Origin of the sequence: Saccharothrix coeruleofusca (genome assembly GCF_017876325.1) — a bacterium.
Lineage (GTDB): Bacteria > Actinomycetota > Actinomycetes > Mycobacteriales > Pseudonocardiaceae > Actinosynnema > Actinosynnema coeruleofuscum.
This window is the reverse complement of record NZ_JAGINV010000001.1, coordinates 1,037,015-1,063,177: the sequence shown is the minus strand read 5'-3', so window position 1 is coordinate 1,063,177 and position 26,163 is coordinate 1,037,015. Positions and strand designations below refer to the sequence as shown.

The following is a 26,163-nucleotide window of genomic DNA, read 5'->3' as shown; positions in this document are numbered from 1 at the left end:
TCCGGCTCGCCAACGCCAATCCGATGCGCTCCAACGCGGTGCGCGACAACGGACAGCACGCAGCGCCGGCCAGCCCAACAAGTTGATCACTCAATCAGCGACAGAACCGCTCGTTCGGCAGACCCCATCCCGGTGGAACAGCAGCCAGCGGGGTCACAGGGCCTGCTCAGCCTTCCCCGCCGAGGTCCTGACGGAGGCACCGCCGAGTTGGCGGGCGGTGTTGACCAGTCCCTCCATGCTGAACGCCTGGGGCGTGTTGCCCATGTGGCGGCCGGTGGCGGTGTCGTACTCCTCGCTGAGCAGGCCGACGTCGTTGCGCAGGTCGAGCAGCTTCTCGAACAGTTCGCGGGCCTCGTGGACGCGGCCGGTGCCGTGCAGGGCGTCGGCGAGCCAGAACGTGCAGGCCAGGAACGCGCCCTCGGTGCCCGGCAGACCGTCCACGCCGCCGTCGGCATCGGTGCGGTACCGCAACACGAAGCCGTCCTGGCACAGTTCGCGGCGCACCGCGTCCACCGTGCCGCGCACGCGCGGATCGTCCCAGGGCAGGAATCCGACCCTGGGGATCAGCAGCAGAGCGGCGTCCAGTCCTTGTGAACCGTAGAACTGGGTGAACGTGCCCCGCTCGGCATCAAAGCCCTTCTCGCACACCTCGGCGTGGATGCGGTCGCGCACCTCGCGCCATCGGTCGGCAGGCCCGTCCAGGCCGTGGTTCTCGACCGTGTGCACGGCCCGGTCGAACCCGGCCCACGCCATGACCTTCGAGTGCACGAAGTGCTGTCGCGGCCCCCTCACCTCCCACAGGCCGTTGTCCGGGTCGGCCCAGTGGCCCTCCAGGTGGTCCAGCAGCGCCCGCTGCAGGTCCCACGCCGTATCGGTGGTGGGCAGCCCTACCTCCCTCGCCAGGTGCAGGCCGTCGAGCACCTCACCCCAGACGTCGAGTTGGAACTGGTCGGCCGCGGCGTTGCCCACCCTGACCGGTGTCGCGCCCTCGTAGCCGGACAGCCACGGCAGTTCCTGCTCCGGCAACCTCCTGCTGCCGTCCAGGCCGTACATGATCTGCAGCTTCGCCGGGTCGCCCGCCACCGCCCGCACCAGCCACTCGCGCCAGGCTCGGGCCTCGGCCACGAAGCCGGTGCCCAGCAGCGCCTGGAGGGTGAACGTGGCGTCGCGCAGCCAGCAGTAGCGGTAGTCCCAGTTGCGCGGGCCACCCCACTGCTCGGGCAGCGACGTGGTGGCCGCGGCGACGATGCCGCCGGTGGGGGCGTAGGTCAGCGCCTTGAGCGTGACCAGGGCACGCCGCACCGCTTCCCCCCACGGGCCGGTGTAGGTGCAACCGCTCATCCACCGCGTCCAGAAGTCCTCGGTCTCCAGCAGCGCCCGTTCGGCGTCCACGGCGTGCGGTCGGGGCAGGTGGGAGGCGGTGTGGGTGAGCACGAACGGCACCCGCTGCCCGGCGCGCACCTCGAACTCCGCGGTGGTGGTCAGGTCGTGGCCGTGCACGGGCACGCCCGCCTCCAGCCACACCGCGTCCGGTCCGGCGATCGCACCGAGCGCACCGTCGTGGTGGCGCACCCACGGCACGGCGCTGCCGTAGTCGAACCGCAGCCGCAGGTCCATCCGCATCGGCACGCTGCCCGACACGCCCTCCACCACGCGCACCACGTCGGCGGCCTCGCCGCGCGGCGGCATGCAGTCGACCACGCGCACCGTGCCGTGCGGGGTGTCCCACTCCGACTCCAGCACCAGCGTGTCACCGCGGTAGCGGCGTCGGGTGGCGTGACCACCACCAGCGGGGGCGAGCAGCCAGCGCCCGGCGTCGACGTCGTCGAGCAGCGCCGCGAAGCAGGCGGGCGAGTCGAACCTCGGCAGGCAAAGCCAGTCGACACTGCCGTCCCGACCGACCAGCGCGGCGGTGTGCAGGTCGCCCAGCAGTGCGTAGTCCTCGATCGGCGAGGGCATCGGTCAGCGGCCTCCTTCCAGTTCGACGACGACCTTCACGTCGTCGGGCCGGGCGTCGAAGGCGTCGGCGAACGACTCCAGCGGCACGCGCCGGGTGATCAGGCGGGTCAGCCAGTCGCGATCGGCCGCGGCCAGCTCCTCGGCGGCCTGCCGGTAGTGGCGCAGGTTGGCGTTGACCGAGCCGACCACCACGTCGTTCTCCAGCACCATCTCCCGGTTCACACCCCCGGCGTCCACCTCGATCCGCCGTCCGCCGGAGGAGACGCCGGTCAGGCACACCACGCCGAAGGGGGCGGTGTTGCGCATCGCGGAGAACACCAGGCTGCCCACCCCGGTCGCCTCGATGACGACGTCCGGCTCCAGCTTCCCCGCCACCTCGTCGATGCCCCGGTGGTGGTAAGTGGCTCCCAGGCGCTCGACCAGCGCCGGTTTCGGCCCTTCGGTCACGAGGTCGAGAACGTGGACGTCCAAGCCCTGCCGCACGCCGATCATCGCCGCGAGCAGGCCGATCGGCCCGGCGCCGGTGATCAGCGCCCGCTTCGGCTCGTACCAGGCGCGCTCCCCCACCCGCCACACCTGCTCCCATGCCTTGGCCACCACCGTGGTCGGCTCCACCAGCACCCCGACGTCGGCCAACGCCTGGTCGAGGCGAACGGCGTAGTCGGTCTCGACGCACCACAGCTGCGCCCCGTAGCCGTCGATCCCCTTGATGCCGCGTTCGGTGTAGCGGCCGTTGCGGCAGTTGTCGAACTCGCCCCGGGCACACGCCCCGCACGGCACCGGGTCGGGCCGCCGCACCACTCCCACCACCAGGTCCCCGACCGAGAACCCGCTGCCCTCCGGCGCGGTCCTCACCCGACCGAGCGATTCATGCCCCAGCACCAACCGCTCCCGTCCCGGCGGAGCCCACCCGTACTCGGCGCGCACGATCTCCCTGTCCGTCCCGCACACGCCGACCGCCAGGCCCTCCACCAGCAACTCCCCCGCCCCCGGTTCGGGATCGGGCAGTTCGGTCAACTGCAACGACCCCGCGGTGCCGGGGACGACGGTGAGTGCACGCATACCTCCGGGCTACCCGGCGCTATCCCCGCCATGCACGCAGTACGGCAGGAATCCTCGCCCACCTGATCGCATTCGTCGGGTGAACTGTCGCAAAGGTCCGATGCCTACGGCATCTCCAGCCCGGAGTGGTGGGCACCGCTTTCCCGCAGAGAACACCGGAGATACCGGTGCCACCAACCTCCGACAGCGACTGTCCGAAGAGGACAGCAGGCGACCTCGATACCCGATTGCTCGCCTCGACCGGTCCGATCTGGCGACTGGCTCGCACTGTCGTAAGTCTGGGATCACTGGCCGCTGGGGTCCTCCTACGCGCATCGGGGGCACTGCGGCACAGAGGAGGTGCTGAGTCTCCATCACGAGCACGTACCGGAAAAATCTTTCCCCCGGTGGCACTCGCTGCTCAGCTGATGACGGCGAGCAGGTCGCGGCAGGCGGTCTCGCACGCCCGGCACGCCTCGGCGCACGCGATCAGCGCGTCGATGGCCCCGCCAGTTCCGCCCGGTCCAGGGTGATCTCGGCGGGATAGGTCTCCAGCATCGACATGGTCGTCGTAGTCAGGTCAACCTTCCTCCTTCGATCTTCGATTCGGGAATGAACTTCTCCCAGCCGGCACCCCCGAGCCCGGCTGCGGTCACAGGCCGGTGTTGTCCGGCCCTGGTTCGACCGGTCCCACCCCCAGGAACGGTCCGTTCATCGGCGGCTCGCACGCCACCGCGTCCTCGGCGACGAACACCGGATCAGTGCTGCCCGGCGGGTATACCCGAAGACCGCCCACGTCCACCCGGCGGCAGTCCGGCGTCTTCAACGGCGCGCTGGACTCGAACAAGCCTGCCGACGCGGTCTGCCCCGGTGCCAGCGTCACCACCGGCCCGTCGGTCTCCCGCGTCGCGGGCAACCCGATCTGCTCGCCGCCCTCACCGGTCACGTAGGAGACCCCTGGCGCGCCGTGCAAGGTGCACGCCTGGGAACCGGTGTTGGTGAACTGCAACGGCAAGTGCGTTCCCCGCATGTCGTGGTTCGCCTCCGAGCCCAAGCCGACGTCCAAGTCGGCGGTGCGACACCGGTCGTCCTGTGGTGCGCCGACGGCGCGCTGGTCGGAGGTGGCCGAGGGCGAGCCCGCGGGCGGCGTGGCGACCTGGCCGGTCACCTCCGCACCGCAGCCCCACAGCGCCAGCCCCGCGGCGCACACCCCCGCCGCCATCCCGGCGGCACTGGTCATCGATCGGAACAACATCGCCCACTCCTGTCCGGTGCTCTCGTGGCATCCCCTGGCCGCTTTCCGGCATGGCGCGGACTCTCGCACCGCGAACGGGTGCCCTGCGGGCGGGCTTGTGGATCACCTCTACTCAGCAGGTACCGCCCGCAGGCGGTGGCGAGGGCGTGACAGCCCGGTTCGACGCCGAGACCGCCCTTGGCCTCTGGCCGGCGGCTCAGTCGAACCGTGCCGGACGGGCGTCCGGCATCGGCGGCACGACACGACCGCGGTGGTCGACGACCCGGCGTTCAGGGAACGCCTACCTCTTCAGCGCCACCGCGAGGACGGGATGCGCTTCCTGGTCGTGCACCGGGTACCCATGACGGGGGGAAGGAGTGCCGGCGGACGCGCTCCGTCACACAACCGAAAGGTTGTCGACGAGCACAGGCACCGCCTCACCGCGACGGTCCCCGAGCGGGGCATCGACTGTCACGGGCGGTGAGCTGGCCTCCTGCCGCGCTCCAGCGCTCTGTAGCGCGGTCCTCGACAACGGCGACAGCGATCGACACAGCGTGGTGACGCGCGGAACACCCACCAGCGTAACGACGCGAACGAGTGCTTCGCCCCGGCTTCGCTGCTGCGGTCGGCAGCGGGATCGGGCCGTCTTCAGCGCGTGGTAGGGGCGGTCCGCGCCTGGGCAACGGCGAACGGCGTCCCCTGTTGGCAGGTAGTGACCCGGTTCGGTCGGACCGCGCCCTCGACGACGACCTCGGCTCCCGGTCGCGGCGGCGAGGTGGTGGGTGAGGCCGGAGACGCTGCGCAGGTGGTGGGTGAGGGCACCTCCTCGCCTTCTTGGAACAACACCAGCAGATCGTCGTCACCGTAGGCGTCCGCGTTCAGCACGATCGATCCATCGGTGACGTCCATGGCCACGGTGCTCGCGCCGCCATCAGCGATGGGATTGTCGTCGCTGCCGTATCCGTGCCACATCCGGTCATCGCGGTGACGAGCGCGAGGGCCGCGCTCGTCACCGCCACCGTCTCGTCGGTGCTCGGGACATTTCGCGCTCTCGCCCACGAGTCGGTCCACTTCCGCTGTCAGCGCCCGCGCGCCGCGACCTCCACCTCCAGTTCCTGCCGTTGCCCGTCCCGCACGACCACCAGGCCGATCCGCTGCCCCGGTTCGGTGCCCCGCAGCGCGCCCAGCACGTCCTCGACGCCGCGCACGTCCTGCCCGGCCAGTCCGACGATCACGTCTCCGGGGCGCACCCCGGCGCCTGCGGCCGGGCCGCTCTCGTCCAGTCGCAGCACCAGCGCGCCCTGATCGGCCTCCACGCCCAACCGCTCGCGGATGCCCTCGGTCAGCCTGCCCAGCGACACCCCCAGGTAGGGGTGGGTGGCGGTGCCGTCGTCCAGCAGTTGTCCGGCCACGTCGACCGCGGTCGACGACGGGATGGCGAACCCCAGCGACACGGCACCCGCGGCGGGCGGGATGTACGCCTCGTTGATCCCCACCACCCGGCCCGCGGTGTCCAGCAGCGCGCCGCCGGAGTTGCCCGGTGATATCGGGGCGTCGGTCTGGATGAGGTCCACCAGCGCCTGCGTCCGCGCCGTCGTCCCAGGGATCTCCCGGTGCAGTCCCGAGACGATCCCGGCGGTCACGGTGTTCTCGAACCCCAGCGGGCTGCCGATGGCCAGCACCACATCACCCGGACGGGGCAAGTCCTCCCGGTACTCGGGCACCGGGAGGTCCTTGCGCTCGGTGCGCACGACCGCCAGGTCGGTGATCTCGTCGGTGGCCAGCACCTCTCCCGACGACCTCTCCCCGTCCGCGTACTCGACCATGACGCCCTTCCGCCCCCCGACGACGTGCTGGTTCGTCACCACCACGTCGGAGCGGAACACCACACCGCTGCCCAGGCCGCCATCGGTGCGGATGGTCACCACGTGCGGCGCGACCCGTTCCACCAGGTCGGCGTAGGACGATTCGGCCGCCGCGGTCGCGGGCACCGAGGTCGACGAGGACGTCGTGCCGCCCGGTCCGGTGCCGCCCGGTCCGGTGGTGCACGCGGCGGTGGCCACGACGAGCGCCGCGGCGGCTGCCATGCGGTTGAGCGCCACGTCTCAACTCCCGGTGGTCGTGGGACAGCGGGTGGGGGGCGGCACGTCGCCGTCGCCGCCCGCCTCCACCATCGCCTCCACCGTGGTCTCCCCGGCGTTCTCGAAGATGAAGGTCAGCGGGACGGTCGTGCCCGCGAGGACCTCGTCGGAGAAGTCCACGACGCGCAGGTGGTAGGTCAAGTCCACGCTGCCCGGCTCCCCGACGGCCCCCTCGGCGGGCACGGGGATGCGGGGCACGGTCTCGCTGGTGCCGTCGCAGTCCCGGTCGGAGCGCAGTTGCACTTCGTCCGCGTCCGAGGTCCGCACTCCCAGCAGCGCGTCGGGCCGGTCGGAGCGGCTGAACATAGCCAGTTGCACCACCGCGTCGTCACCGGGCTGGTAGGAGTGGTCCTCGGGTGCCCGCACGAAGACGTTGCGCAACACCACGTCACCCACTTGGGCGTTGGTGCCCATGGTGCCGCTCTTCAACTCCTGCTGCGGCTCACCGCACGAGGCCAGCACCGCGGCCACCGACGCAGCGGCGATTCCCAGAGTGCCGATCCTGTCCATGCTCCCCGGCTACCCGGTGTGCGGACAGCGGACCCCGACGGGCGTCGTCGTCAGGCAACCGCAAGGTTCAGCGGACCGGAGCGCGCCGCTTCTCGAGCTCCCCCGGGCCGCACACCTCGCTCACCGGAGCGAGGTCACGCCGAAAGAGGCCGATCGGCCGCACCACCCCCGCGTCATTGTCAGTCAGTCGTCAGGTCGAACGCACCGCGGTGGCGGCATCCTTGGAGGAGGGAACCACAGAGTCGGAGGGTCCTTTGATCACTCAACACAGCCAACCCGACCAGTACTGCCGGGAAGCGCTCGGCAGGCTGACCGCGGAATTCCGCGGTGTCCTGCCGCAGGAGGTGGTCACCGGCACGGTGCTCGCCGCACGCCGCGACCTCGAAGGCCAGGTCGCCCGCGAAGCCCTCGCCGAGATGCTGCACCACCTCGCGCACCACCGACTCGACCGGTTGCGGACCGGCGGCTGACGGCGCCCCCGCCCGCGAGCGGATCACGGCCGGCTCCGACCGGTGCGGGACGGCACTCCACCACGTCAGTGTCCGTGAATGCTGTTCAGCTCCAGTACGACCACGGCACCCGCACGATCGCTGTGCCACCGGACCGGTTCCGGATTCGGCGGCACAGCGACGTCAGCGAACGCCGCTCGGCGCGGCCACGACCCGTTCGGCGAGCAGGAATTCCTCGCTGGGGCAAGCCTCTTACACCGACCGCTCGGACAGGCCGAACTCGTTGGCGTGCTCGGCGTGGGAGAACCGTCCGATCGTCCCCGCAACCGTGGTCCCACCCGCGGCGTCCCCGACGTCCTTTCCCCTCGGCACGAGGACCAGCAGCAAATCATCGCCGTAACCGGCCGCGTTGAACACCACGGCGTCACCGGCAGGTCCTCCACCGCCTTGCCCACGATGGTCACCCGCCCGCCGAGATGGGCCTCGCCGTCGAAGTAGCGCGGTCGGCAGACCTGTTCCGCGGTCGTCACCTCCGCCGCCACAGCCCGCCAACACGGCTGTTTGCGCCACGCAGGCGGCCATGAACGCGCGCGACCACCGCTGAGGTCCGGATTTCCGCTGACGTGCCAACATCGTTCCCCTCCCGGCAGCACTGCGCACCACCGATGTGCTACCCGCTGCCTGCTTGCGGCCTCGACGAAGGCGTTGATGTCCACGACGTTCGCCGGAGGCCACGAACACGCCCGCACGGCATGGGCATGGGTACGCCTCCGGGATGGGACAACGCGAAACGGCGGGACCGGCGGTGGCAGCGGTTGGCCGACGTCCTGGCGGCGGGTCGGGCGCTGTGGTCGGTGTTCGTCCGGGAATTCGACCGTGGTCGTGCTCGCCTGCGGTCAACTGCTGGCGGTGACCGGTGTCGAGAAGCGCTACGGCACCGCGTTGCACGACGTGCTGCTCGCCAGGTGCTCAGCGATGGTGTTCGCGACGCTCGCCGCCAGTCGGGGCTTACTCCCGCCGTCCGGACGCTCCGGACCGGACGGCGGGGGCGGGAACCGCCCGCCACTCGGTCGCTCCCTTTCCGCGCACGCCGCGAAGGCGAATACGGCGCGGACTGCGTCGGTCTGCCGGGCGTGTTCTCATTCTCACGACCGTGCGGCTGCGGGTGTGGTGCCACTTCGCCGCTCCTCGGGAAGGTGGTGTGGTCGAAGTGGACCGCTTGTACCTGGTGCTCGCCGTGACCGGCATCGCGGGCGCGGCGCTGGCGCTGGTCAGCCGCTCCATCCATCGGTTGCCGCTCAGCGAGCCGCTGGTCGTCCTGCTGCTGGGCGTCGTCCTGGGTCCGCAACTGCTGGGGTTGCTGGAGATCGAGCGGGAGCTGCGGGACCCGCTGCTGCTGGAGGGCGCGCGCCTGCTGCTGGCGGGTTCGGTGATGGCGGCCGCGCTGCGGTTCCCGGCGACCACGCTGACTGCCCTGGCACGTCCCCTGGTGCTGCTCCTGCTCCTCGTCATGCCGCTGGCAGCGGTCGCGGCGGGTGCCGCGGCCCTCGTGCTCGGCCTGCCGCTCGCGCTCGCCCTGCTCCTCGGGGCCTGTCTGTCGCCGACCGATCCCGTCCTGGCGGCCTCGGTGGTCACCGGCGAGCCCGCCGAACGGGACCTGCCGTCTCGCCTCCGCCGACTGCTGACCGCGGAGAGCGGTGCGAACGACGGATTGGCACTGCCCCTGGTCGGTCTCGCCCTGGTGTCCGTGCTGCCCGCCACCGGGTTCGCCGAGGCGGCGGCACGGCTGGGCTGGGAGGTGCTCGGCGGCGTGCTCGTCGGGCTGCTGCTCGGCGTGCCCGCCGGTCGGGCGGTGCGGGCCGCCGTCCGGCAGCAGAGCCTGGCGCGAGGCCCGGAACTGGTGTTCACGTTGCTGCTGGCCATCGCGGTGCTCGGCGTCGCTCGCTTGGCGCGCACCGACGGCGTGCTGGCGGTCTTCGTGGCCGGGCTCGCTTACAACCGCGTGGTCGGCCGGCGTGAACGAGGCCCCCAGGACGCCATCGACGAGGCGGTGAACCGCTACGCGGTGCTACCGCTGTTCCTCGTCCTCGGCGCGGTCCTGCCATGGCGGGAATGGGTCGACTTCGGACCCGCCGCCGTCCTCTTCGCCGTTGCGGTCCTGCTGATCCGCCGCCTGCCCTTCGTCCTCGTGCTGGCCCGGCCGCTGGGTCTGACGTGGCGCGACGCGGCGTTCACCGGCTGGTTCGGCCCCATCGGCGTCAGTGGTGTGTTCTACCTGACCCACAGCCTGCACGAAGGAGTGAACGATCCGCGCCTGTTCGCCGCGGGCACGCTGGCCGTCGCGGTCAACGTCGTCGCCTTCGGCTTGACCGCGACCCCCGGTCGTGGGATCTACTCGAAGTCCCGGCCAGCGTGAAGCCGATCGACCGCGCCGACTTCCGGTGCCCCTCTCTCGGAGCCACCGCGGCTTGACACCTGAAAGCGGTTCGTGGCACTCGTGTTGTCGATCAGCGCGTCGCTGCGCCCGCGCCACCCGCCGCACCGGGTCGGGCGTTCTCCCACAGGCGGGTGAAGCGGTCGATGCGCCACAGTTGTGCCAGGATCAGCACGGTGGCGCCGAACACCGTGGGCCACACCCGCAGGGCGACCAGGCCCCACACGATCAGCCCGAACGCGACGAGGCCCAGGAGCACCAGAAGACGCAGGACGGCGCGGTGGTCGGGCGGGACGCGGTCGCGGTCGCGCAGCCAGACCCGTTCGCCGTAGATGCCGCGCGAAGCCCAGCTCTCGGGGTGCTCGACCGGCGGGAACGCCCGCGGGTTGACGAACAGCCACGCCACCACGACACCGATCGGCAGCAGGCTCCACCAGCCGATCCAGGTGCGGCTCCAGACGGCCACCAGCAGGGCCGGGACGGCGGCGAATCGGGTCCAGACGCTCCAGGGGTTGGCGTGGCGCCGCCACGCCTCGTCGTCCATGTGAAAGGTCTTGGCGATCCGGTCGGTGACGTCCATGGTGCTTCCTCTTTGGGGACGGGTTGCTAGCGGACGAGGTGTTCGAGTGCGGCGGCCGCCTGGGTGACGCCGTCCTCGGCGCGGATGTCGGCGCCGAGTTCCCGTGCGCGCCGGCGCATCGCCGTGTCGTGCACGGCGGCGGTGACGGCTTCGGCGAGCGCGGTGGCGGTGAGTCGTTGTTGGCGGACCGGTGGTGGTGCGACACCGACGGCGTGAGTGCGCTGCGCCCAGTGCGGCTGGTCGGCGACGAACGGGCACACCACCTGCGGCACGCCTGCGGCCAACGCGGCCGCGGTGGTCCCCGCTCCTCCGTGGTGCACCACCGCGCTCACGCGGGGGAACAGCCACTGGTGCGGAACCTGGTCGATGATGTGAACACCCGGCGTGGACGGTGGTGCGAGACCTCCCCGACCGGTGGCCAGCACGGCGCGGACACCGGCCGCGCGGACCGCCTCGGCGACGATCCGGCCGGTGCGCGCGGTGTCGCGGCCTGCCATGCTGCCGAAGCCCAGGTACACCGGCGGCGGTCCGGCGGACAGGAACCGCTCCAAGTCCGGCGGCGGCGTCCACGACGCCTCGGGCAGGAACCAGAAGCCGGTGGTGCGCACGGCGGCCGCCCAGTCCGGGGCGACGGGGGTGATCAGCGCGCTGAACGCCTGCAGCACCAGCCGGTCGCGGCCGTGCTCGTCGCGCAGCGGGTCGTGGGCGCCGCGGCGGCGCGGCAGGCCGAGCTGGTCGCCCCGCCACCGGTCGGCGATGCCCGCGTAGGCGCGCAGCGTCGCGCCCACCAGCAAGTAGGTGGCGCGGTTGAGGCTTTTCGGCAGCCGGGGCAGCGGCAGCATCGGGCACGGGAACGCCGCGGTGGGCACCCAGCCCGGTTGCAGCGCGGCGAGCACCGCCGGGACGCCCAGCAGTTCGGCGACGTGCTGCGCGGGCAGGGCCGGGGTGTGCACGACCACGTCGGCGGCCGAGTCGCGCCCGATACGGCCCAGGTCGCGCAGCACCTCCGCCATCAGCGGCTTGATGCGGCGCGCCGTGCGCACGGCGGTGACCTTGCCCCGCAAGCCGCGGTAGCCGCCGTCCACGGCCTGCCGGAGCAGGGGGTCGTCCAGCAGTCGGTTGGGGCCTTCGTCCAAGCCGGCGAACTCCACCCCGTGCTCGGCCGCCATCGCGGCGGCGGAGTGCGGTGCGGCCATCAGGACGCCGTGGCCCGCGCGGCGCAGCGCCACGGCCAGCGCGAGCACCGGCTGGACGTCGCCGCGCGTGCCGTGGGTGACCAGCAGCGCCCTCACCGCCGCCCACCCCGGTCGAGTTCGGTGAAGGTGCGCAGCCAGTGGTCGTCGGTGAACAGCCCGCCGGTGAGCATCTCCAGCCCGGCCCGCGCACCGCGGGTCGCGGTGGACGCCTCGGCCGGGTCGCCACCCAGCAGCCGACCGACCTGCTCGCCCAGCAGCAGCGGCGCGAGCTGCCAGGACACGTACACCACGGCCCGCGCCCGCGAGTCCGCCGTCGGGCGCACCCACCCGGCGGTCTCGCCCTCGGCCAGCCACCGCTCGGTGCGCTCCACGATCCGGTCGAACAGCGCGGTCGCGGCGTCGGCGCCGTCCAGCAGCGCGCGGGCCAGGTAGCGCCGCACCGGCGTCGCCGCCGCCAGCACTTCCGCCAGCGCCTCCCCGCGCAGGTCGTCGCCGCTGTCCATGGCCGCCAGCACGTGCTCGTCGCACGCCTGCCGCAGTCCTTCTTTCGACCCGAAGTGGTGCACCACCAACGCGGGCGAGACCCCGGCGTCCGCGGCGATGGCGCGCACCGAAGCACCTGCCACCCCGTCGACACCGAAGCGCACCAAGGCGGCGTCCCGGATGCGGGCCCGCGCCGTCAGGTCCGACTTGGCTGAACACATGTTCATAGTATTGAACACATGTTCAGCAAACCGCCATGTTCGGAGGTGGATTTTTACGCCGTCTTTGCGGTTCCGCCTGCGTTGTTCCACGACCGCGTCAAGAACGAGTCAACGTGCGAGGGCGCATGATCACCCGCTGGTGGGATGTGTGATCGTGGGAAGCATGGCGTCGGGGTCGAGCGTGGTCGTTCGGGTGGTCCGGTGAGCGGGATTCGGTGGTGGCGGGGCCGTGGCGGCCCCGTCGGCGTCGGCCACCCGGCCAGGCTGGTCGTGCTCGGGTTCGGGGCCGCCGTGCTGGTGGGCACGGCGCTGCTGATGCTGCCTGCGGCGAGCGAGGACGAGCGGGCCACCGGTGCGCTGACGGCGCTGTTCACCGCGACCTCGGCGGTGTGCGTGACCGGCCTGGTCGTGGTCGACACCGCCACCCACTGGTCGACCTTCGGCGAACTGGTCGTGCTGGGCCTGATCCAGGTCGGCGGCCTGGGTGTGATGACGCTGGCCTCGCTGCTCGGGTTGCTGGTCGCGCGCCGCATGGGCCTGCGGATGCAGCTGACCGCCCAAGCGGAGACCAAGACTCTCGGGCTGGGCGAGGTCAAGGACGTGGTGCTGCGGGTGCTGGCGGTGAGCCTGGCCGTGGAGGCGGTCACAGCCGCCGTGCTCACCGCGCGGTTCGCCACCGGCTACGACATGGGGTGGAGCCGGGCGGTCTACGAGGGCGCGTTCCACTCGGTCTCGGCGTTCAACAACGCCGGGTTCGCCCTCTACGCCACCAGCCTGACCCCGTTCGCCACCGACGCCTGGGTCGTGGTGCCCGTGACGGTCGCCCTGGTCACCGGCGGCCTGGGGTTCCCGGTGCTGTTCGAGATCGGCCGCAGGCTGCGGGGGCGGTTGCTCCGCTGGTCGCTGCACGCCCGGATCACGCTGCTGACCTACGCCGCCCTGACGGTGGTGGGTGTCGTGGCCATCACGGCCGTCGAGTGGTCCAACCCGGGCACGCTCGGCGCGCAGGGGCTGTGGGGAAAGCTGCTGATCGGCGCCTTCCACGGCGTCAGCCCGCGCACCGCCGGGTTCAACACCCTCGACGTCGGCCAGATGACCCCGGCATCCCTGCTGGTCACCGACGCGCTGATGTTCGTCGGCGGCGGCAGCGCAGGCACCGCGGGCGGCATCAAGGTCACCACCTTCGCGCTGCTGGCGTTCGTCATCGCCGCCGAGGTCCGCGGCGAACCCAACGTGCACGTGCTCGGGCGCCGCCTGTCCTCTCAGGTGCAGCGCCAGGCGCTGACCGTGGCCCTGCTCGGCGTCGGCCTCGTGGCCTCCGCGACCCTGGCCCTGCTGCTGATCACCGGCCTGCCGCTGGACGCGGTCCTGTTCGAGGCCGTCTCCGCGTTCGGCACCGTCGGGTTGTCCACCGGTATCACCGCCACGATCCCCCCGGCGGGACAACTGGTGCTCGTGGTGCTGATGTTCATCGGGCGCCTGGGCCCGATCACCCTGGCCTCCGCGCTGGCACTGCGTGAGCGCGCCCGCCGCTACGAACTACCCGAGGAGCGACCGATCGTTGGCTGACCACGACACCGCCCGCCCCAACCGCATCGCCGTCATCGGCCTGGGCCGCTTCGGCTCCTCCCTGGCCAGGGAGCTGACCGCGCACGGCTCGCAGGTGCTGGGCATCGACTCCGACCCCGCGCTCGTGCAGCGCTACGCCGACGACCTCACCCACGCCGCGGTCGCCGACTCCACCGACGAGACCGCCCTGCGGCAACTGGGCGTCCACGACTACCGGCGCGCGGTCGTGGCGATCGGCTCGGACCTGGAGGCGAGCATCCTCACCACCGCGCTGCTGGTCGACTTCGACGTCCCCCACATCTGGGCCAAGGCCAACAGCCGCCGCCACGGCCACATCCTCCAGCGCATGGGTGCCCACCACGTCGTGCTGCCCGAGCACGAGATGGGCGAGCGCGTCGCACACATGGTGACCGGCCGCATGCTGGACTACATCGAGTTCGACGACGACTACGCCATGGTCAAGACCACCGCCCCCGCCCGGGCCATCGGCGTGCCCCTGGCCGACAGCAGGCTGCGCACCCGCCACGGCATCACCGTCGTGGCGATCAAGCGGCCCGGTCGGGACTTCACCTACGCCACCGCCGACACGGTCGTCGAACGCGGCGACATCCTCATCGTCGCGGGCCGCACCCGGCAGGTGGAGGCGTTCGCCGACTTGACCTGACCAGGGCTCGCGGCATTGCCGGGTCGCCCACGTCCGCTCCCGAGCCCCGGTCCTCGTGGAAGGCGAGCAGCAGGGCGGCCACCGGGGCCAGCCAGCACCGGCGAGTGCGGGCACCCCACTGGACCACACGAGGGAATCGCCGACCGGACTTCCCGGCACACCACGCTGCCCCCGAACCAGTGACAGCGCCGAACACCGCATCGACGCGGACGCCGGTCCCAACACTCCGGCACTCCGGTTCGCGCTGCCACCCGGTTCGTGGCCACAGTCGCCGAACGCATCACCGGACCGTGTTCAGGGACTGAACGCCGCAGCACTCCCACACGAGGCCCAACCCCCGCTCCGTCCGGCGACGCACTCACCCGGTGGCCCGGAAAGTCACCTCGGCGGAGTAGCGGGCCAGTCCGTGCTCGCCGTCGCCAAGGTAGAAGCGGGTTGACATGGCGCGGTCCGCGACGTCGAACACGGTCCGCCACATGGTCCGCCACGGCTCCTCCGGCACGGCCCGCATGGCCACCGCGTCGAGCGCCTCCCGCAGCGCGACGGCGGACAGCGGCGCCGCGGTGCGCTCGGCGAGGGTGCGGGCGCGGGCGTAGGTGTGGAACGACCTCTCGGTGTCCGGCGGCAGGTCGTTGACGTCAGGGTGGACGTGCAGCAGGTGGTTGGTGGCGCACAGCGCGCCCTCCGCTGCGGGGAGGACGTGCTCGGTGTCGAACCGGCCCCGCTCCCACACGAACGCCTGGCCCGAAGCGTCGGCGACGACGTAGTGGCACGGCACGCCCTGGTTGTAGTGCTTGGCGCCGAGCAGCGCCTGCTTGGCCTGCTCGACGTTCTCGCAGGTGTCGAGCAGGAAGCGGGGGACCTGCGTGACGTTGAGCCCCACCTGGGGGCCGATCGGCGCGGTGGGTGGTTCGCTGTCCACCACCTCCGCGAGCAGCAGCACGACGCACAGCCCGGCCTCGTTGATGCCCTCGGTGCAGCCGTCCAGCTCCGACATCGTGACAGCCGTCGAGGCGAGCCCGTCCTCGGGGTGCGTCGTGACCACGCAGGGGCGTGAGGCCATGGGCGGCCCACCTGCCGACGTCGGGTCACCGCCCGTGGCCAGGGCCGCGAGGGCCTGCTCGCTCAGCGTGAAGAGGTCGTAGTTGCGGGCCAAGCGGCCACGGCCGTCGGTGGACAGCCCCGGCGGGCACCACACCGCCGAGCAACCGGAACCGGACGGCAGCGTGGGCATCCCGTCGACGCAGTACCGGTCGTCGTCCGGGTCGACCCCGAGCACGGCGGCCGCCCCGGACATCCGCGCGTGCTGCTGCGGCCAGTTGCGCTCGAACCACGTCCAGCGCGCCCGGTTGACCACGGGGTCGATCTCGGCAGGCACCCATCCGGCGCTGGCGTGGGCCTCCTCTGCCAGCGCCGCGCCGATCGCGGTGTGGTCGCCCCGGACCACCAGGTGCCGAACGGTCATGAAGTCGTCGCGGCCACCGGCCACGATGGAAATTTCGTTCACGGTCCCCACAGTGCCGCCGTGCGCTGACCGGTCACGCACCGATCGCCGGCAGCGTCCCGGCACACCGTCAGCGGCCGTGCGCCGGTCACTCGCGACGCCAGCCGGCGCGAGCGCGCCGAGGTGGCTCAGCGCCGCTCCGGCCGCGTACGCCGTCTCGTAGCCGACTACGCCCAGGTCGGCGCGGACGGCCGCCGTCGAGCAACGCGACCCCGGCGAGACCTTCCACAGCAGGCGCGGCGGCAGCCAGATCACCCCTGTCCACAGCGGACGCGATCGCGCTCAGGTGGAGCCCGGCCGCTTCCCGGACCGCTCCCCCTGCCTCGCCGACCCGCCCCAGCGCGATCATGCTTCGGTCCCGCGCCGCCTGGAACGTGAACAGCCCACGGGGCGGCCGCGCACTCCTGGCGGACCTGCCGGAGGTCACCGCGCAAGCGAGGTCGCCGCCCCCCGTTGCGTGCCGGACATGGATCTCCATGCCGCCCGCCCGTGTGGCCAGCTCGGCGAGGCCCCTCACCGCACCGAGCTGCTCGACCGGTTCCAGCGCCTCCGCCAGCAGCGGCAGCACTCGGGCCTCCCCACCGACCCGGTGTCCGCCTCGGCCATCGTCGGCCGCGCCGACACGACGGGCCGGCCCTGCCCTTCGTGCTCGTCCTCCTGACCACCGCCACCCACTGCCCTGTCGACCGTCCCGCACTCCTCCACCGACGTCCCGGTGGCCAAGGCGCTCGGCGTGGAGCCGCCGGGCTGCCTGCCGTGTCGGGCCGGGTGGTCACGCGGTTCGAGGGCCGGTGGGCAGCGCACACTGGTGGGACCGGCTCAGCATCGTCGTCCCCGTTGATCGGGCGACGTCGGTCGTTCACCGCGGTGTGATCCTCGCGTTCGCGCGTGGGTGCCGGCCCCGGGGTACGGTCGGGGTGTTGCCCGTGTGCGGGCATGGTGTGCCGGGAAGCCTGGTCGGCGACGTGTCCAGCCGACCCCGAGGAGCCGCCCGTGCAGCGCCGTGCCGTGAAGTTGTTCGACCGGGGCACCTGGCCCGAGGCCAAGCGGATCGCCGACATCCTCCGACTGGAGACCGTCGGCGGGGTGATCATGCTGGTCGCCGCGCTGCTGGGCCTGGTGTGGGCCAACTCGCCGTGGGCACCGGCCTACGAGGCGCTACGCGAGTTCGAGGTCGGCATCGCGGCGCTGCACCTGGAGCTCAGCGTCGGGCACTGGGCCTCCGACGGCCTGCTGGCGATCTTCTTCTTCGTCGCGGGTTTGGAGCTCAAGCGCGAGTTCGTGGCCGGTGACCTGCGCGACCCGCGGCGGGCGGCGGTGCCGGTGGCCGCCGCGTTCGGCGGGGTCGCGGTGCCCGCCCTGATCTACGCCCTGGTCAACCTCGGCACGCCGGGCGCGGCGTCCGGGTGGGCGATCCCGACCGCCACCGACATCGCCTTCGCCCTGGCCGTGCTGGCGGTGATCGGGCGGTGCCTGCCCACGGCGTTGCGCACGTTCCTGCTCACGCTCGCCGTGGTGGACGACCTGATCGCCATCGTGATCATCGCCGTGTTCTACACCGACGACCTGGCCGCAGTGCCGCTGCTGCTCACGGCCGTGCCGCTGGCGCTGTTCGCCGTGCTGGTGCAGCGGCGGGTGCGCTCGTGGTGGCTGCTGCTACCGCTGGCCGCGCTGACCTGGGGCCTCATGCACGCCTCCGGGGTGCACGCGACCGTGGCCGGGGTGCTGCTGGGCTTCGCCGTGCCGGTCATCCGCCGCGCCCCCGGCGAGGGGCCGGGGCTGGCCGAGCACTTCGAGCACCGCTGGCGGCCGCTGTCGACCGGGGTGGCGGTGCCGGTATTCGCCTTCTTCGCCTCCGGGGTGTCCATCGGCGGCCTGGCGGGCCTGACCTCGTCGCTGACCGACACCGTCACCCTCGGCATCGTCGCCGGCCTGCTGCTGGGCAAGGTGGTCGGCATCACCGCCGCCACGTGGCTGGTGTCGAGGTTCACCAAGGCCGAACTGGACGGCGACCTGGCCTGGGTGGACGTGGTCGGCCTGGCGGTGCTGGGCGGTATCGGGTTCACCGTCTCACTGCTGGTGGGTGAACTCGCCTTCGGCGAGGGCAGCCGCCCCTACGACGACGCCAAGATCGGCATTCTGCTCGGCTCGCTGCTGTCCGCGCTGGTGGCCACGGTGATCCTGCGCGCGCGCAACCGCGTCTACCGACGCATCCACGAGGAGGAGACGCGCGACGCGGACCACGACGGCGTCCCGGACGTCCACCAACGAAATGTTATTGACTAACTTATGTTAGTGGCTAACACTACGGCTCGTGGTCGTAGTGGTGGTCGGCGCGGGTCCCACCGGTCTGGCGGCGGCGTGCGCGCTGCGCCTGCACGGCGTGCGGGTGCGGGTGGTGGACGCGGCACCAGGGTCCGCGACCACCTCGCGGGCCCTGGGCCTGCAACCGCGTGGCAGCGAGGTGCTGGAACGGCTCGGCGCGCTGGGCGACCTGCCGTCCCGGTCGGTCGGCATCCGCCGGGTGGTGGTCCACGTCGGCGGTCGCCGCTCCGGCGAGCTGCGGGTCGGCCGCCCCACCGCGCTGGTCCGCCGCCCCGGCCTGCTCGTGTCGCAGGCCGAGGTGGAAGCCGGACTGCGGGCACGCCTGGCGGATCTGGGGGTTCGGGTGGAGTGGGGCACCCCGGTCGCCGACATCGCCCAGGACGGGCACAGCGCGGTGCTGTCCACCCCGGCCGGTCCGGTGCGGGCCGACTGGGTGGTCGGCTGCGACGGCGCGCACAGCGCGGTCCGCAAGGCCGCGGGCATCGGATTCCCCGGCGTCCCGCTGGTCGAGGGCTTCGTCCTCGGCGACGTGCGGGCCGAACTGCCGCTGCCCCGCGACGCGGTCGGGGTGTGGGTGCTCGGCGAGGAGATGTTCTCCGCCTTCCCACTGCCGGAAGGCGTGTGGCGGTTCATGGCCCCCGCCCCCGGTACCTCGGTGCGGGACGTTCCGGCGTTCCTGACCCGCGCCGCGCAACGGCACGCGGGCGTGCGCGTCCAGCCGGGCCAGGAGTGGGCGTGGACCTCGGTGTTCCGCATCCACCGTCGCCTGGCCGAGACCTACCGGCGCGGCCGCGTGCTGCTGGCTGGCGATGCCGCGCACATCCACAGCCCGTTCGGCGGACAGGGCATGAACACCGGTCTCGGTGACGCCGAGAACCTGGCCTGGCGGCTGGCCCTGGTGTCCTCGGGCCGCGCGGGCGAGCGGCTGCTGGACGGCTACCAGGACGAACGCCGCCCCGTCGCCGAAGAAGTGCTGGGCGCCACCAGCGGCCTCACCGGTCTGGTGCTGGGCGAGTCGCGCCTGGCCCGGCTGGTGCGCGACCGCGTGCTGTTCCCCCTGATGAGCTTGCCAGCGGTGGAGCGGCTGATCTGGGAGCGGGCGTCGCAGCTGCGCACCAGCTACGCCCGCTCGCCTTTCGGCAAGCGGCCCAGGGTCGGCGACCGGGTGCCGGAGTTCGCGGCGACCGGCCGGTTCGGCTGGACCCTCGCCGGACCACGCGACGACGGCTGCGCCGCGATCGCCCGCGACGCGCTCGGCGACGTCCGGTGGACGCGCCGCGACGGCGACGCGCTGCTGGTGCGCCCGGACGGCCACCTCGCATGGCGCGGCACCCCGGAACCCGCCGCACTGGGCCGAGCGCTGGCGGTCATGCTTGACCGGTGACGAACCAGGCAGGCCGGGGCGGGTTGCGCGAGCAGCGCAAGGCGCGCACCCGCCGCGCGATCCAGGAGCACGCACTGCGACTGTTCCTCGACCAGGGCTACGAGCAGACCACGGTCGAGCAGATCGCCGCCGCGGCGGGGGTGTCGCACATGACCTTCTTCCGCTACTTCCCCACCAAGGAAGCCGTGGTCGAGGACGACGACTACGACCCGCTCATCGCCGACCTGATCCGCGCCCGCCCCACCGGGGAGAGCCCCCTGGAGGCGCTGCGCGCCGCCCTGCGCACCGGCCTGGACGCGGTGCTGGACACCGACCGCGACGCCGTCTACACCCGCACCCGGCTCATCGTCACCACCCCCGCCCTGCGAGCGCGCCAGTGGCACAACACCGCCGCCACCGGCGACCTGCTCGCCGCCGCCCTCGCCGATCGCGCGGGGCGACCGGTCGACCTGCGGTTGCGCGTCATCGCCGCAGCGGCCACCGCGGCCCTCACCACCGCCCTGACCTCGTGGGTCGAGGGCGAGGGCTCCGACGACCTCCGCTCACTGGTCGACGAGGCGTTCGCGGCCCTGGCACCAGAGGACGCACCAGAGGACTAGGACATGCCCTCCGGCCCGGAAGCACCCCTCATCACCCGTCACGGGTTGTCGTCCCACCACGCCCACGACGGATTGCCGGTGAGGGCCTGGGTGACCGCCCACAGGCGTTCGCGGGCCGCCGGGTCGTAGGCGGACGGGGGCGCCTTCACGGGCCGTCCGCGCTCGTCGACGTAGACGCCGTGGACAGTCCCGTCCGCACGTTCACCCCCACCCTCCGTGATGCGCACGTATGCGGCGGCCAAGTCCTCCGGTGAGGCGGCCAGTCGGTTCTTGGCGATCGAGAAACGACTGGCGGCCGAGGACCCCGAATTCGCCGAGCGCTTCCGCGCCCTGGACCGCACGGGCAGCCGAAGGGCCACCTGGCTCCTCACCACCGCCGTGCTCGTGTCAGCGGTGGCGCTGATCGGACTCCCCGGCGGTCCGGCGTTGGCTGTGGTCGGTGGCGTGATCGCCGCGACCGCCTTCTTGATCCGCCAGCAGCCGGCCGCACCGCGAAAGCGACATCACGCCTCCGGACCGGACGCACCACCCGCGCCGGGTGGATCCGCCTGAGAGGTTCTAACAAATCGTCGGGCGTGCGGTAGCGATGCAGGTGGCGAGGCCGAGGAAGGCCGCGGCGGCCGCGGACAACGCGGGCACGAAGACGAAGGAGACCGCCCCGGACGACCCGTTCCACCGCTACCGGCTCAAGGGCATGTGGAACGTCGTGACAGCGGTGACTCCGACCGGCGACCGCGTCCACGTGCTGCCGCAACCGGTCCAGGGCTACCTGGCCACAGGCCAGGTCGACGACCTGAGCGGGCACCCCGGCCTGCCGCCGGTCACCGACGCGATGCGCCAAGAGGCGCGGCGGAACCCGGACGGCTGGGTGTGGTGCGCCGACCCGGACATCGACCCGCGCTACATCGAGGGCGCACCGACCCCCACGCTGCTCGGCGCGTACAAAGTCGGCCCGGACGGCAGGCTGACCGGCGCCGCCGCCCCGATGCGGACCACCGGCCGCGAACTGATCCCCGCCCTGACCGGCGTCACGCTGATCGCCGACCCAGCCGCGGCGCGGTTCACGGCCTGCTCGGAGTGTGCGGGCTTCACTCGGCGACGACCAGCCCCACCCGGTAGGCAAGGACAACCGCCTGCACGCGGTCACGCAGATCGAGTTTGGTCAGGATTCGGGAGACGTAGGTCTTCACGGTTTCCGTGGCGATGCACAGCTCCTCGGCGATCTCCGCGTTCGACAGGCCCGCGGCGAGCTGTTCGAGCACTTCGAGTTCCCGGCGAGCGAGGGTCTGCCGAACGTGGTCCCGGCCAGGTCGGGCGGTGTCGGTGGGGCGCAGGCGCTCGGCGAAGTGGCCGATCAAGGTGCGGGTGACGGCTGGGGCCACCAGCGATTCCCCGGCGGCGACAGTGCGCACGCCCTTGACCAGTTCCGCCGGTGGCGCGTCCTTGAGCAGGAACCCGCTGGCGCCGGCTTTGAGCGCCTCGTAGACGTATTCGTCGACGTTGAAAGTGGTGACCACCAACACTTTCGCCGGGTTGTCCACGCCGGGCCCGGCCAGCAGGCGAGTGGCCTCGATACCGTCGAGGATGGGCATGCGGATGTCCATCACCACGACGTCCGGGCGCAACCGCAGCGTCTCCTCGACAGCCTGCCTGCCGTCCGCGGCCTCGCCGACGACCTCCATGTCCGGTTGCGCCGAGAAGATCGTGGTGTACCCGGCGCGCACCAGTTCCTGGTCCTCGCACACCAGAACCCGGACAGTCATGCCTACCTCCGTGACGGGATGAGAACGTGCACCCGGAACCCGCCTTCGGGCCGGGCCTCGGCCACCAGTTCACCACCGAGCATCCGCACCCGCTCCCGCAGCCCACTCAGGCCGCGTCCACCCGACCCGAGCGCAGGCGCGCCCGCGGCGGTCCCATCCGTCGTCACCTCGATCTCGATCCGGTCGTCGTGATCGTCGATCTCGACCAGGGTCCTGTGTCCCGTCGCGTACTTCATCGCGTTGGTCAGCGCCTCCTGCACCACCCGGTACGCCGCCAGCTCGATGTCGACCGCGTGCTCACGCTGGTCGCCCCGCCTGTTCAGCTCGACCGGCTGACCGGACAACCGAGCCTGCTCGACGAGGTCACTGACCCGGCCCAGGGCAGGCGACCGGTCGACCGTCGCCGAGTCACCCGTCGCCTCGAGCACGCCGAGCAGGTGACGCAGTTCCGTCAACGCCCGACGGCCCGTGTCGCTGATCGCGTTGAGCCCCTTCCCCACGTGTTCGGGCGGCCCGTCGAGCAGGAACTGCGCCGCGTCCGCCTGGACGACCATCGCGGTCACGTGGTGGGTCACCACGTCGTGCAGGTCCCGTGCGATACGGGCCCGCTCTCCGGCGGTCGCCACCTCGACACTCAGCCGACGGTTCTCCGCCTCCTCGGCTCGCCACCGGCGCACCGCGGTCCCGGCCATCCACATCACCACCAGCGTCAGGTAGAACACAACGAGGACTTGGAGCTGACTGGGCGAACCCAGCAGGTGCAACGTGACCGCCAGCCCGGTGTAGCCCGCGGTCGCTGTCGCCGCTGTGACCCGGCGGTACCGGACCTGGTGCGCCCCGACCGCGAAGAGCGCCAGGTAGAACCCGATGCCGGCGATGGTGTCCGGGTATCCGAACGACTGGTGCAGCGCGAAGGCGATACCGATGACCGCCAGACAGCCGGCAGGCCAGCGCCGTCTGACCGCCAGCGGCGCGGCCTGCGCGATGACCAGCACAAGCGCGAGCGCGTCAACCGGGCGTTTCGGCAGGTCGCCGAGCTGAGGGCCGATGGTCGACACGGTCGGCACGAACGCCAGGGCCACGAGAGTCAGTGCGAACGCACTATCCCTAGTGGACGGGGATAGTCTCTGCCACCACAGGAGCACCGCGCGAGCGTACTGGTCAGGCCGCGGCTTCGACACGGCGCTGGATCTGGCCGGTGCGGGCAGCGCGGCGCAACAGGGCAACGGTGGGCACAACGCAGACCAGCAGCGCGATCAGGCTCGCCTCGGGTCCGAAGATGCCACCGGTCAGCACGGCCGGACCGGACAGCGTGGTCTGCAGCAGCCCGTGCGACGCCTCGGCCGAGCCGGAGATCGCGACGCCGAAGATGCCGGCCTGGGTGAAGTTCCAGGCGAAGTGCACGCCGATCGACAGCCACAGCGAACGGGTCGCGACATAGGCGGCGGTCGTCAGCACCCCGCCCGTCAGGGCGATCGACAGCACGCCCCAGAGCGTCGCGTTGGCGTTGATCGAGTGCGTCAGACCGAAGATCAGCGACGACAGGATCAGCGCGGCCATCGTCCCGGTGCGCTCCTCCATGATCCGGAACAGCACACCGCGGAACAGCACCTCTTCGGTGACCGCGACGCTCGCCACCAGCCCGGCAGTGCTCAGGCAGCCCCAGATCGAACCCCACGACATGTCCTGCCAGCCGCCGAACACCCCGATCAGCAGGATCAGCAGGACAAACAGCCCGGACCCGAGCAACGCCCCACTGCGCAGCTGGGACCACATCCGCACCTTGGCGAGTTCGGGGATATCCGCCCGCTGCTCCACGACCTGCGACAGCTTGCGATAACCGGCCGCAACAGCGATCGCGGAGCCGATCCCCAACGGCAGGGCGAGCAGCGCAACGGGCGACACCAGCTGCATGATGACCGCGTTCGCCAGCATCACGATGGTGAACGTGACCAGCAGCACGGGGAACCGATACCTGCGCAGCTGCCCCACTTCCCTCGACTGAACCATTTCCCTCGTCCTCTCTGCGGTGATCTCCTTGTGCGACGCAGAGATTAAGAGGGCGGGCCAGCCATGGAATCCCGCTGGGGACAACAACTCGTGTAGCTCTCAAGGGGGACAACGGGTATTACCCCCTGGATGCCACGGCAACCAGCCCGACAGCCGTCCGGACGCCAACGTCCGCTCATGCCGCCGACCGATCGCACCCTCCAGGCGGAGAAGTGATCAAGTGGCGCGGCCACCGACCGCTTCCGAGCCGACCAAGTCGTACGGAAACACCGGGCCACGTGTTCACACTTGCTCATCTCTGCGCGGAAGGTACTCGCCTCGGCGAACCTGCCGACGATCCTCCACACGTTGTTCTGGCGGAGGTTCAACGCGACCGGGCCGCTGTTCTTCATCTACGGCGGGCTCGTGCCTGCTGCCGATCGTGTCCTTGCCAGTGTTCCCAGCGGCCCGGACCCGATCATCGATGGCATCGGTTTCCACCTGTTCCCGCTGAGCGATCCGGGTCTCGTGTCGATCCCGCTGTCGTTCCTGCCGGGCTACCCCGGCGACGCGGTGCTCGGCCGCGATCGCGCCGTCACCGACCGCGCCGTCACCGAGAGATCCGACGAGCCGGAGGGCCGCTCGATGACGGGCATCGGCGTGGGCGTTAGCTGGCGCTCGTGCGCCGGGGCAGGCGCACCAGCCCGCCGACGGCGACCAGGAACACCAGCGGTGCGCCGAAGAAGATCAGCGCGGAGACCGTGTCGTTGATCGGTCCCTGGTGCACGGCGTCCACCAGCCGCGCGAGCAACGCGGTCGCGACCGGCGCCGAGAGCACCAGCGCGGCCCGCCGCCCGGCGGCGGACCTGATGCCGGCGGCCAGCGCCGCACCGGCGAACAGGACGACCAGCGCCGCGTACTCGGCGATCACCTCCCGGTGGCCGAACACCCCCAGCCCCACGGTGACCAGAACCGTCACGGCCATGGTGACGATCGCGGACCTGCCCCTGACCCCGCGCCCGTCCGACACCGACAGCGCGAAGGCCGTGACCGCGCTGAGCAGCACCCAGCCCGCTTTGTCGGTGAACCACTGCCAGCCCGCGAACGGCAGCTGCATGACCACGATCAGCCCGGCGGTGGCCACCCAGGCGCCGACCGCGGCCGCGCTGCGTTTGCCCGCCACGGCAAGGATCGCGACCGCGAGCCAGACCAACCACACCGGCGCGTCGGGCAGCTGCTGGAACGGCGGCACCGAGCCCGCCCGGATCCACCAGGCCAGCTCGTGCAGGCTCGTGGTCGCACCCGCCAGGACCGCGATCGGCCCCAGCAGGCCGACGATCGCCAGCACGTCGGCCGCGAGCAGACGCCGTACGTGTAACCGGAACGCGCCCCACAGCAGGTCGGCGGTGTCCCGCCAGCCAGGGGTCGTCCGCTCGCCCGCGTCGGCGATCAGCACGCCGAGCATCTCCTCGCCGTGCTGTTCGCGGTGCTCGCGCGGGTAGAAGCCCAGCAACCACCGGTACCGCTTCTCCAGTTCGCTCACGCCGTTCCTCCGATGAGCCGTGCGCGCAGACGTGTTTCCGCGACACGGGTGGTGGCCCGCACCCGCTCGATCTCCTCCGCCAGCCTGGCCGCCCCCCGGTCGGTCAGGCGGTAGTACCGCCGCAGCCTGCCCTCGACCACCTCTTCCCGGTCGATGGCCACCCACTTGTCCGAGGTCAGCCGGTCGAGCGCGGTGTAGAGGGTGCCCGCCCGCAGCCGCACCCGCCCCCCGGAGATCCGCTCGACATCGCGCAGGATCCCGTAGCCATGCCGGGGCTCCTCGGCAAGCGCGGTGAGTATCAGGAACGTGGGTTCCCGCAAAGCAGCAGTCACACTAACGGTATATACCGGTCATCGGCCTATGCGCAAGCCGTCCCTCCGCGAGTCGCGCCGCGCCACCGCCGCCAAGCCAGGCACCAACGCCAGCGGTCAACTACACCAGGAAAAGCGTCATCAGCAGTGGTCAACCATCATGAAAGCTGCAGGAATGAGCCAGCAGAACGATCACCCCAAAGCGGAAAGGACAATATTGACGCGATCGCAGGCAGTTTCAGACGAGTCGCCCATGCTCAAAGG

The 26,163-nt window shown here is 71.8% G+C and carries 24 protein-coding genes; 8 read left to right on the top strand and 16 right to left on the bottom strand.

The features are described 5' to 3' along the window. Positions 1-153: 153 nt before the first annotated feature. From JOF41_RS05040 to JOF41_RS05015, 6 genes are all read right to left on the bottom strand, one after another. On the bottom strand, positions 154-1,959 hold the full coding sequence (locus JOF41_RS05040) for a glycoside hydrolase family 15 protein (RefSeq protein WP_209616465.1): 1,806 nt from the start codon (positions 1,957-1,959) through the stop codon (positions 154-156). Positions 1,960-1,962: 3 nt separating this feature from the next. Further along, positions 1,963-3,021, bottom strand: coding sequence for a glucose 1-dehydrogenase (locus JOF41_RS05035; RefSeq protein WP_189226153.1), 1,059 nt, complete (start codon positions 3,019-3,021; stop codon positions 1,963-1,965). Between the two features lie 631 nt (positions 3,022-3,652). Further along, positions 3,653-4,255, bottom strand: coding sequence for a DUF4232 domain-containing protein (locus JOF41_RS05030; RefSeq protein ID WP_209616463.1), 603 nt, complete (start codon positions 4,253-4,255; stop codon positions 3,653-3,655). A gap of 627 nt (positions 4,256-4,882) precedes the next feature. Next, positions 4,883-5,293 carry a hypothetical protein gene (locus JOF41_RS05025; RefSeq protein ID WP_209616458.1) on the bottom strand — a complete coding sequence of 137 codons (411 nt, stop codon included), beginning with the start codon at positions 5,291-5,293 and terminating at the stop codon, positions 4,883-4,885. A 20-nt stretch (positions 5,294-5,313) separates the two neighbouring features. Beyond that, positions 5,314-6,336 carry a S1C family serine protease gene (locus tag JOF41_RS05020; protein ID WP_307867239.1) on the bottom strand — a complete coding sequence of 341 codons (1,023 nt, stop codon included), beginning with the start codon at positions 6,334-6,336 and terminating at the stop codon, positions 5,314-5,316. Between the two features lie 3 nt (positions 6,337-6,339). Then, a complete protein-coding gene (locus JOF41_RS05015; RefSeq protein WP_209616456.1) occupies positions 6,340-6,885 on the bottom strand; it encodes a copper chaperone PCu(A)C in 546 nt (181 codons plus the stop codon). A 254-nt stretch (positions 6,886-7,139) separates the two neighbouring features. Between JOF41_RS05015 and JOF41_RS05010 the strand changes: the two genes are divergently transcribed. Continuing rightward, positions 7,140-7,355, top strand: a complete 216-nt coding sequence (locus JOF41_RS05010) for a hypothetical protein (RefSeq protein ID WP_209616453.1) — start codon at positions 7,140-7,142, stop codon at positions 7,353-7,355. 231 nt (positions 7,356-7,586) lie between these two features. Here the strand turns inward: JOF41_RS05010 and JOF41_RS05005 are convergent, their stop codons facing one another. Next, positions 7,587-7,754, bottom strand: a complete 168-nt coding sequence (locus JOF41_RS05005; protein WP_209616450.1) for a hypothetical protein — start codon at positions 7,752-7,754, stop codon at positions 7,587-7,589. A 733-nt stretch (positions 7,755-8,487) separates the two neighbouring features. On the opposite strand from JOF41_RS05005, the gene JOF41_RS05000 reads away from it, so the two are divergent. Continuing rightward, positions 8,488-9,750 (top strand): cation:proton antiporter domain-containing protein, encoded by a 1,263-nt coding sequence (locus tag JOF41_RS05000; RefSeq protein ID WP_209616445.1) that lies wholly within the window; start codon positions 8,488-8,490, stop codon positions 9,748-9,750. Positions 9,751-9,841: 91 nt separating this feature from the next. Here the strand turns inward: JOF41_RS05000 and JOF41_RS04995 are convergent, their stop codons facing one another. From JOF41_RS04995 to JOF41_RS04985, 3 genes are read right to left on the bottom strand one after another with little or no spacing between them, the layout of a single operon-like run. After that, entirely contained in the window at positions 9,842-10,348 is a 507-nt protein-coding gene (locus JOF41_RS04995; RefSeq protein WP_209616442.1) for a DUF6653 family protein, read from the bottom strand. A 26-nt stretch (positions 10,349-10,374) separates the two neighbouring features. Further along, positions 10,375-11,640, bottom strand: coding sequence for a glycosyltransferase (locus tag JOF41_RS04990; RefSeq protein WP_209616439.1), 1,266 nt, complete (start codon positions 11,638-11,640; stop codon positions 10,375-10,377). Continuing rightward, positions 11,637-12,248 carry a TetR/AcrR family transcriptional regulator gene (locus JOF41_RS04985; RefSeq protein ID WP_244989511.1) on the bottom strand — a complete coding sequence of 204 codons (612 nt, stop codon included), beginning with the start codon at positions 12,246-12,248 and terminating at the stop codon, positions 11,637-11,639. The genes JOF41_RS04990 and JOF41_RS04985 overlap by 4 nt, the downstream gene beginning before the upstream one ends. A gap of 201 nt (positions 12,249-12,449) precedes the next feature. Between JOF41_RS04985 and JOF41_RS04980 the strand changes: the two genes are divergently transcribed. After that, positions 12,450-13,817: a TrkH family potassium uptake protein gene (locus tag JOF41_RS04980; protein ID WP_307867238.1), complete on the top strand. Its 1,368-nt coding sequence runs from the start codon at positions 12,450-12,452 to the stop codon at positions 13,815-13,817. Beyond that, positions 13,810-14,481 carry a potassium channel family protein gene (locus JOF41_RS04975; protein WP_244989510.1) on the top strand — a complete coding sequence of 224 codons (672 nt, stop codon included), beginning with the start codon at positions 13,810-13,812 and terminating at the stop codon, positions 14,479-14,481. Before JOF41_RS04980 ends, JOF41_RS04975 begins: the two co-directional genes overlap by 8 nt. A gap of 358 nt (positions 14,482-14,839) precedes the next feature. Here the strand turns inward: JOF41_RS04975 and JOF41_RS04970 are convergent, their stop codons facing one another. After that, positions 14,840-15,988, bottom strand: coding sequence for a C45 family autoproteolytic acyltransferase/hydrolase (locus JOF41_RS04970; RefSeq protein WP_307867236.1), 1,149 nt, complete (start codon positions 15,986-15,988; stop codon positions 14,840-14,842). A gap of 990 nt (positions 15,989-16,978) precedes the next feature. Here JOF41_RS04970 and nhaA point away from each other — a divergent pair. The 4 genes from nhaA to JOF41_RS04950 all read left to right on the top strand — a co-directional run bounded on the left by nhaA (position 16,979) and on the right by JOF41_RS04950 (position 20,845). Next, entirely contained in the window at positions 16,979-18,271 is a 1,293-nt protein-coding gene (gene nhaA, locus JOF41_RS04965) for a Na+/H+ antiporter NhaA (RefSeq protein ID WP_307867235.1), read from the top strand. A gap of 28 nt (positions 18,272-18,299) precedes the next feature. Next, the gene (locus tag JOF41_RS04960) at positions 18,300-19,694 is read left to right on the top strand and encodes an FAD-dependent oxidoreductase (RefSeq protein ID WP_209616429.1); all 1,395 of its coding nucleotides are present in this window, start codon (positions 18,300-18,302) and stop codon (positions 19,692-19,694) included. Further along, on the top strand, positions 19,691-20,293 hold the full coding sequence (locus JOF41_RS04955; protein ID WP_209616426.1) for an acyl-CoA-like ligand-binding transcription factor: 603 nt from the start codon (positions 19,691-19,693) through the stop codon (positions 20,291-20,293). Before JOF41_RS04960 ends, JOF41_RS04955 begins: the two co-directional genes overlap by 4 nt. Before the next feature lie 219 nt (positions 20,294-20,512). Beyond that, positions 20,513-20,845, top strand: a complete 333-nt coding sequence (locus JOF41_RS04950; protein ID WP_209616424.1) for a DUF3040 domain-containing protein — start codon at positions 20,513-20,515, stop codon at positions 20,843-20,845. A 536-nt stretch (positions 20,846-21,381) separates the two neighbouring features. Here the strand turns inward: JOF41_RS04950 and JOF41_RS04945 are convergent. The 5 genes from JOF41_RS04945 to JOF41_RS04925 form a co-directional block, all read right to left on the bottom strand. Further along, the gene (locus JOF41_RS04945; RefSeq protein ID WP_189226166.1) at positions 21,382-22,056 is read right to left on the bottom strand and encodes a response regulator; all 675 of its coding nucleotides are present in this window, start codon (positions 22,054-22,056) and stop codon (positions 21,382-21,384) included. A gap of 2 nt (positions 22,057-22,058) precedes the next feature. Then, positions 22,059-23,201 (bottom strand): sensor histidine kinase, encoded by a 1,143-nt coding sequence (locus JOF41_RS04940; RefSeq protein WP_189226167.1) that lies wholly within the window; start codon positions 23,199-23,201, stop codon positions 22,059-22,061. A gap of 16 nt (positions 23,202-23,217) precedes the next feature. Further along, positions 23,218-24,018 carry a CPBP family intramembrane glutamic endopeptidase gene (locus JOF41_RS04935; RefSeq protein ID WP_189226168.1) on the bottom strand — a complete coding sequence of 267 codons (801 nt, stop codon included), beginning with the start codon at positions 24,016-24,018 and terminating at the stop codon, positions 23,218-23,220. Positions 24,019-24,712: 694 nt separating this feature from the next. Next, positions 24,713-25,588, bottom strand: coding sequence for a hypothetical protein (locus JOF41_RS04930; protein ID WP_189226169.1), 876 nt, complete (start codon positions 25,586-25,588; stop codon positions 24,713-24,715). Further along, entirely contained in the window at positions 25,585-25,920 is a 336-nt protein-coding gene (locus JOF41_RS04925) for a PadR family transcriptional regulator (RefSeq protein WP_229796137.1), read from the bottom strand. The genes JOF41_RS04930 and JOF41_RS04925 overlap by 4 nt, the downstream gene beginning before the upstream one ends. Positions 25,921-26,163: the final 243 nt, after the last annotated feature.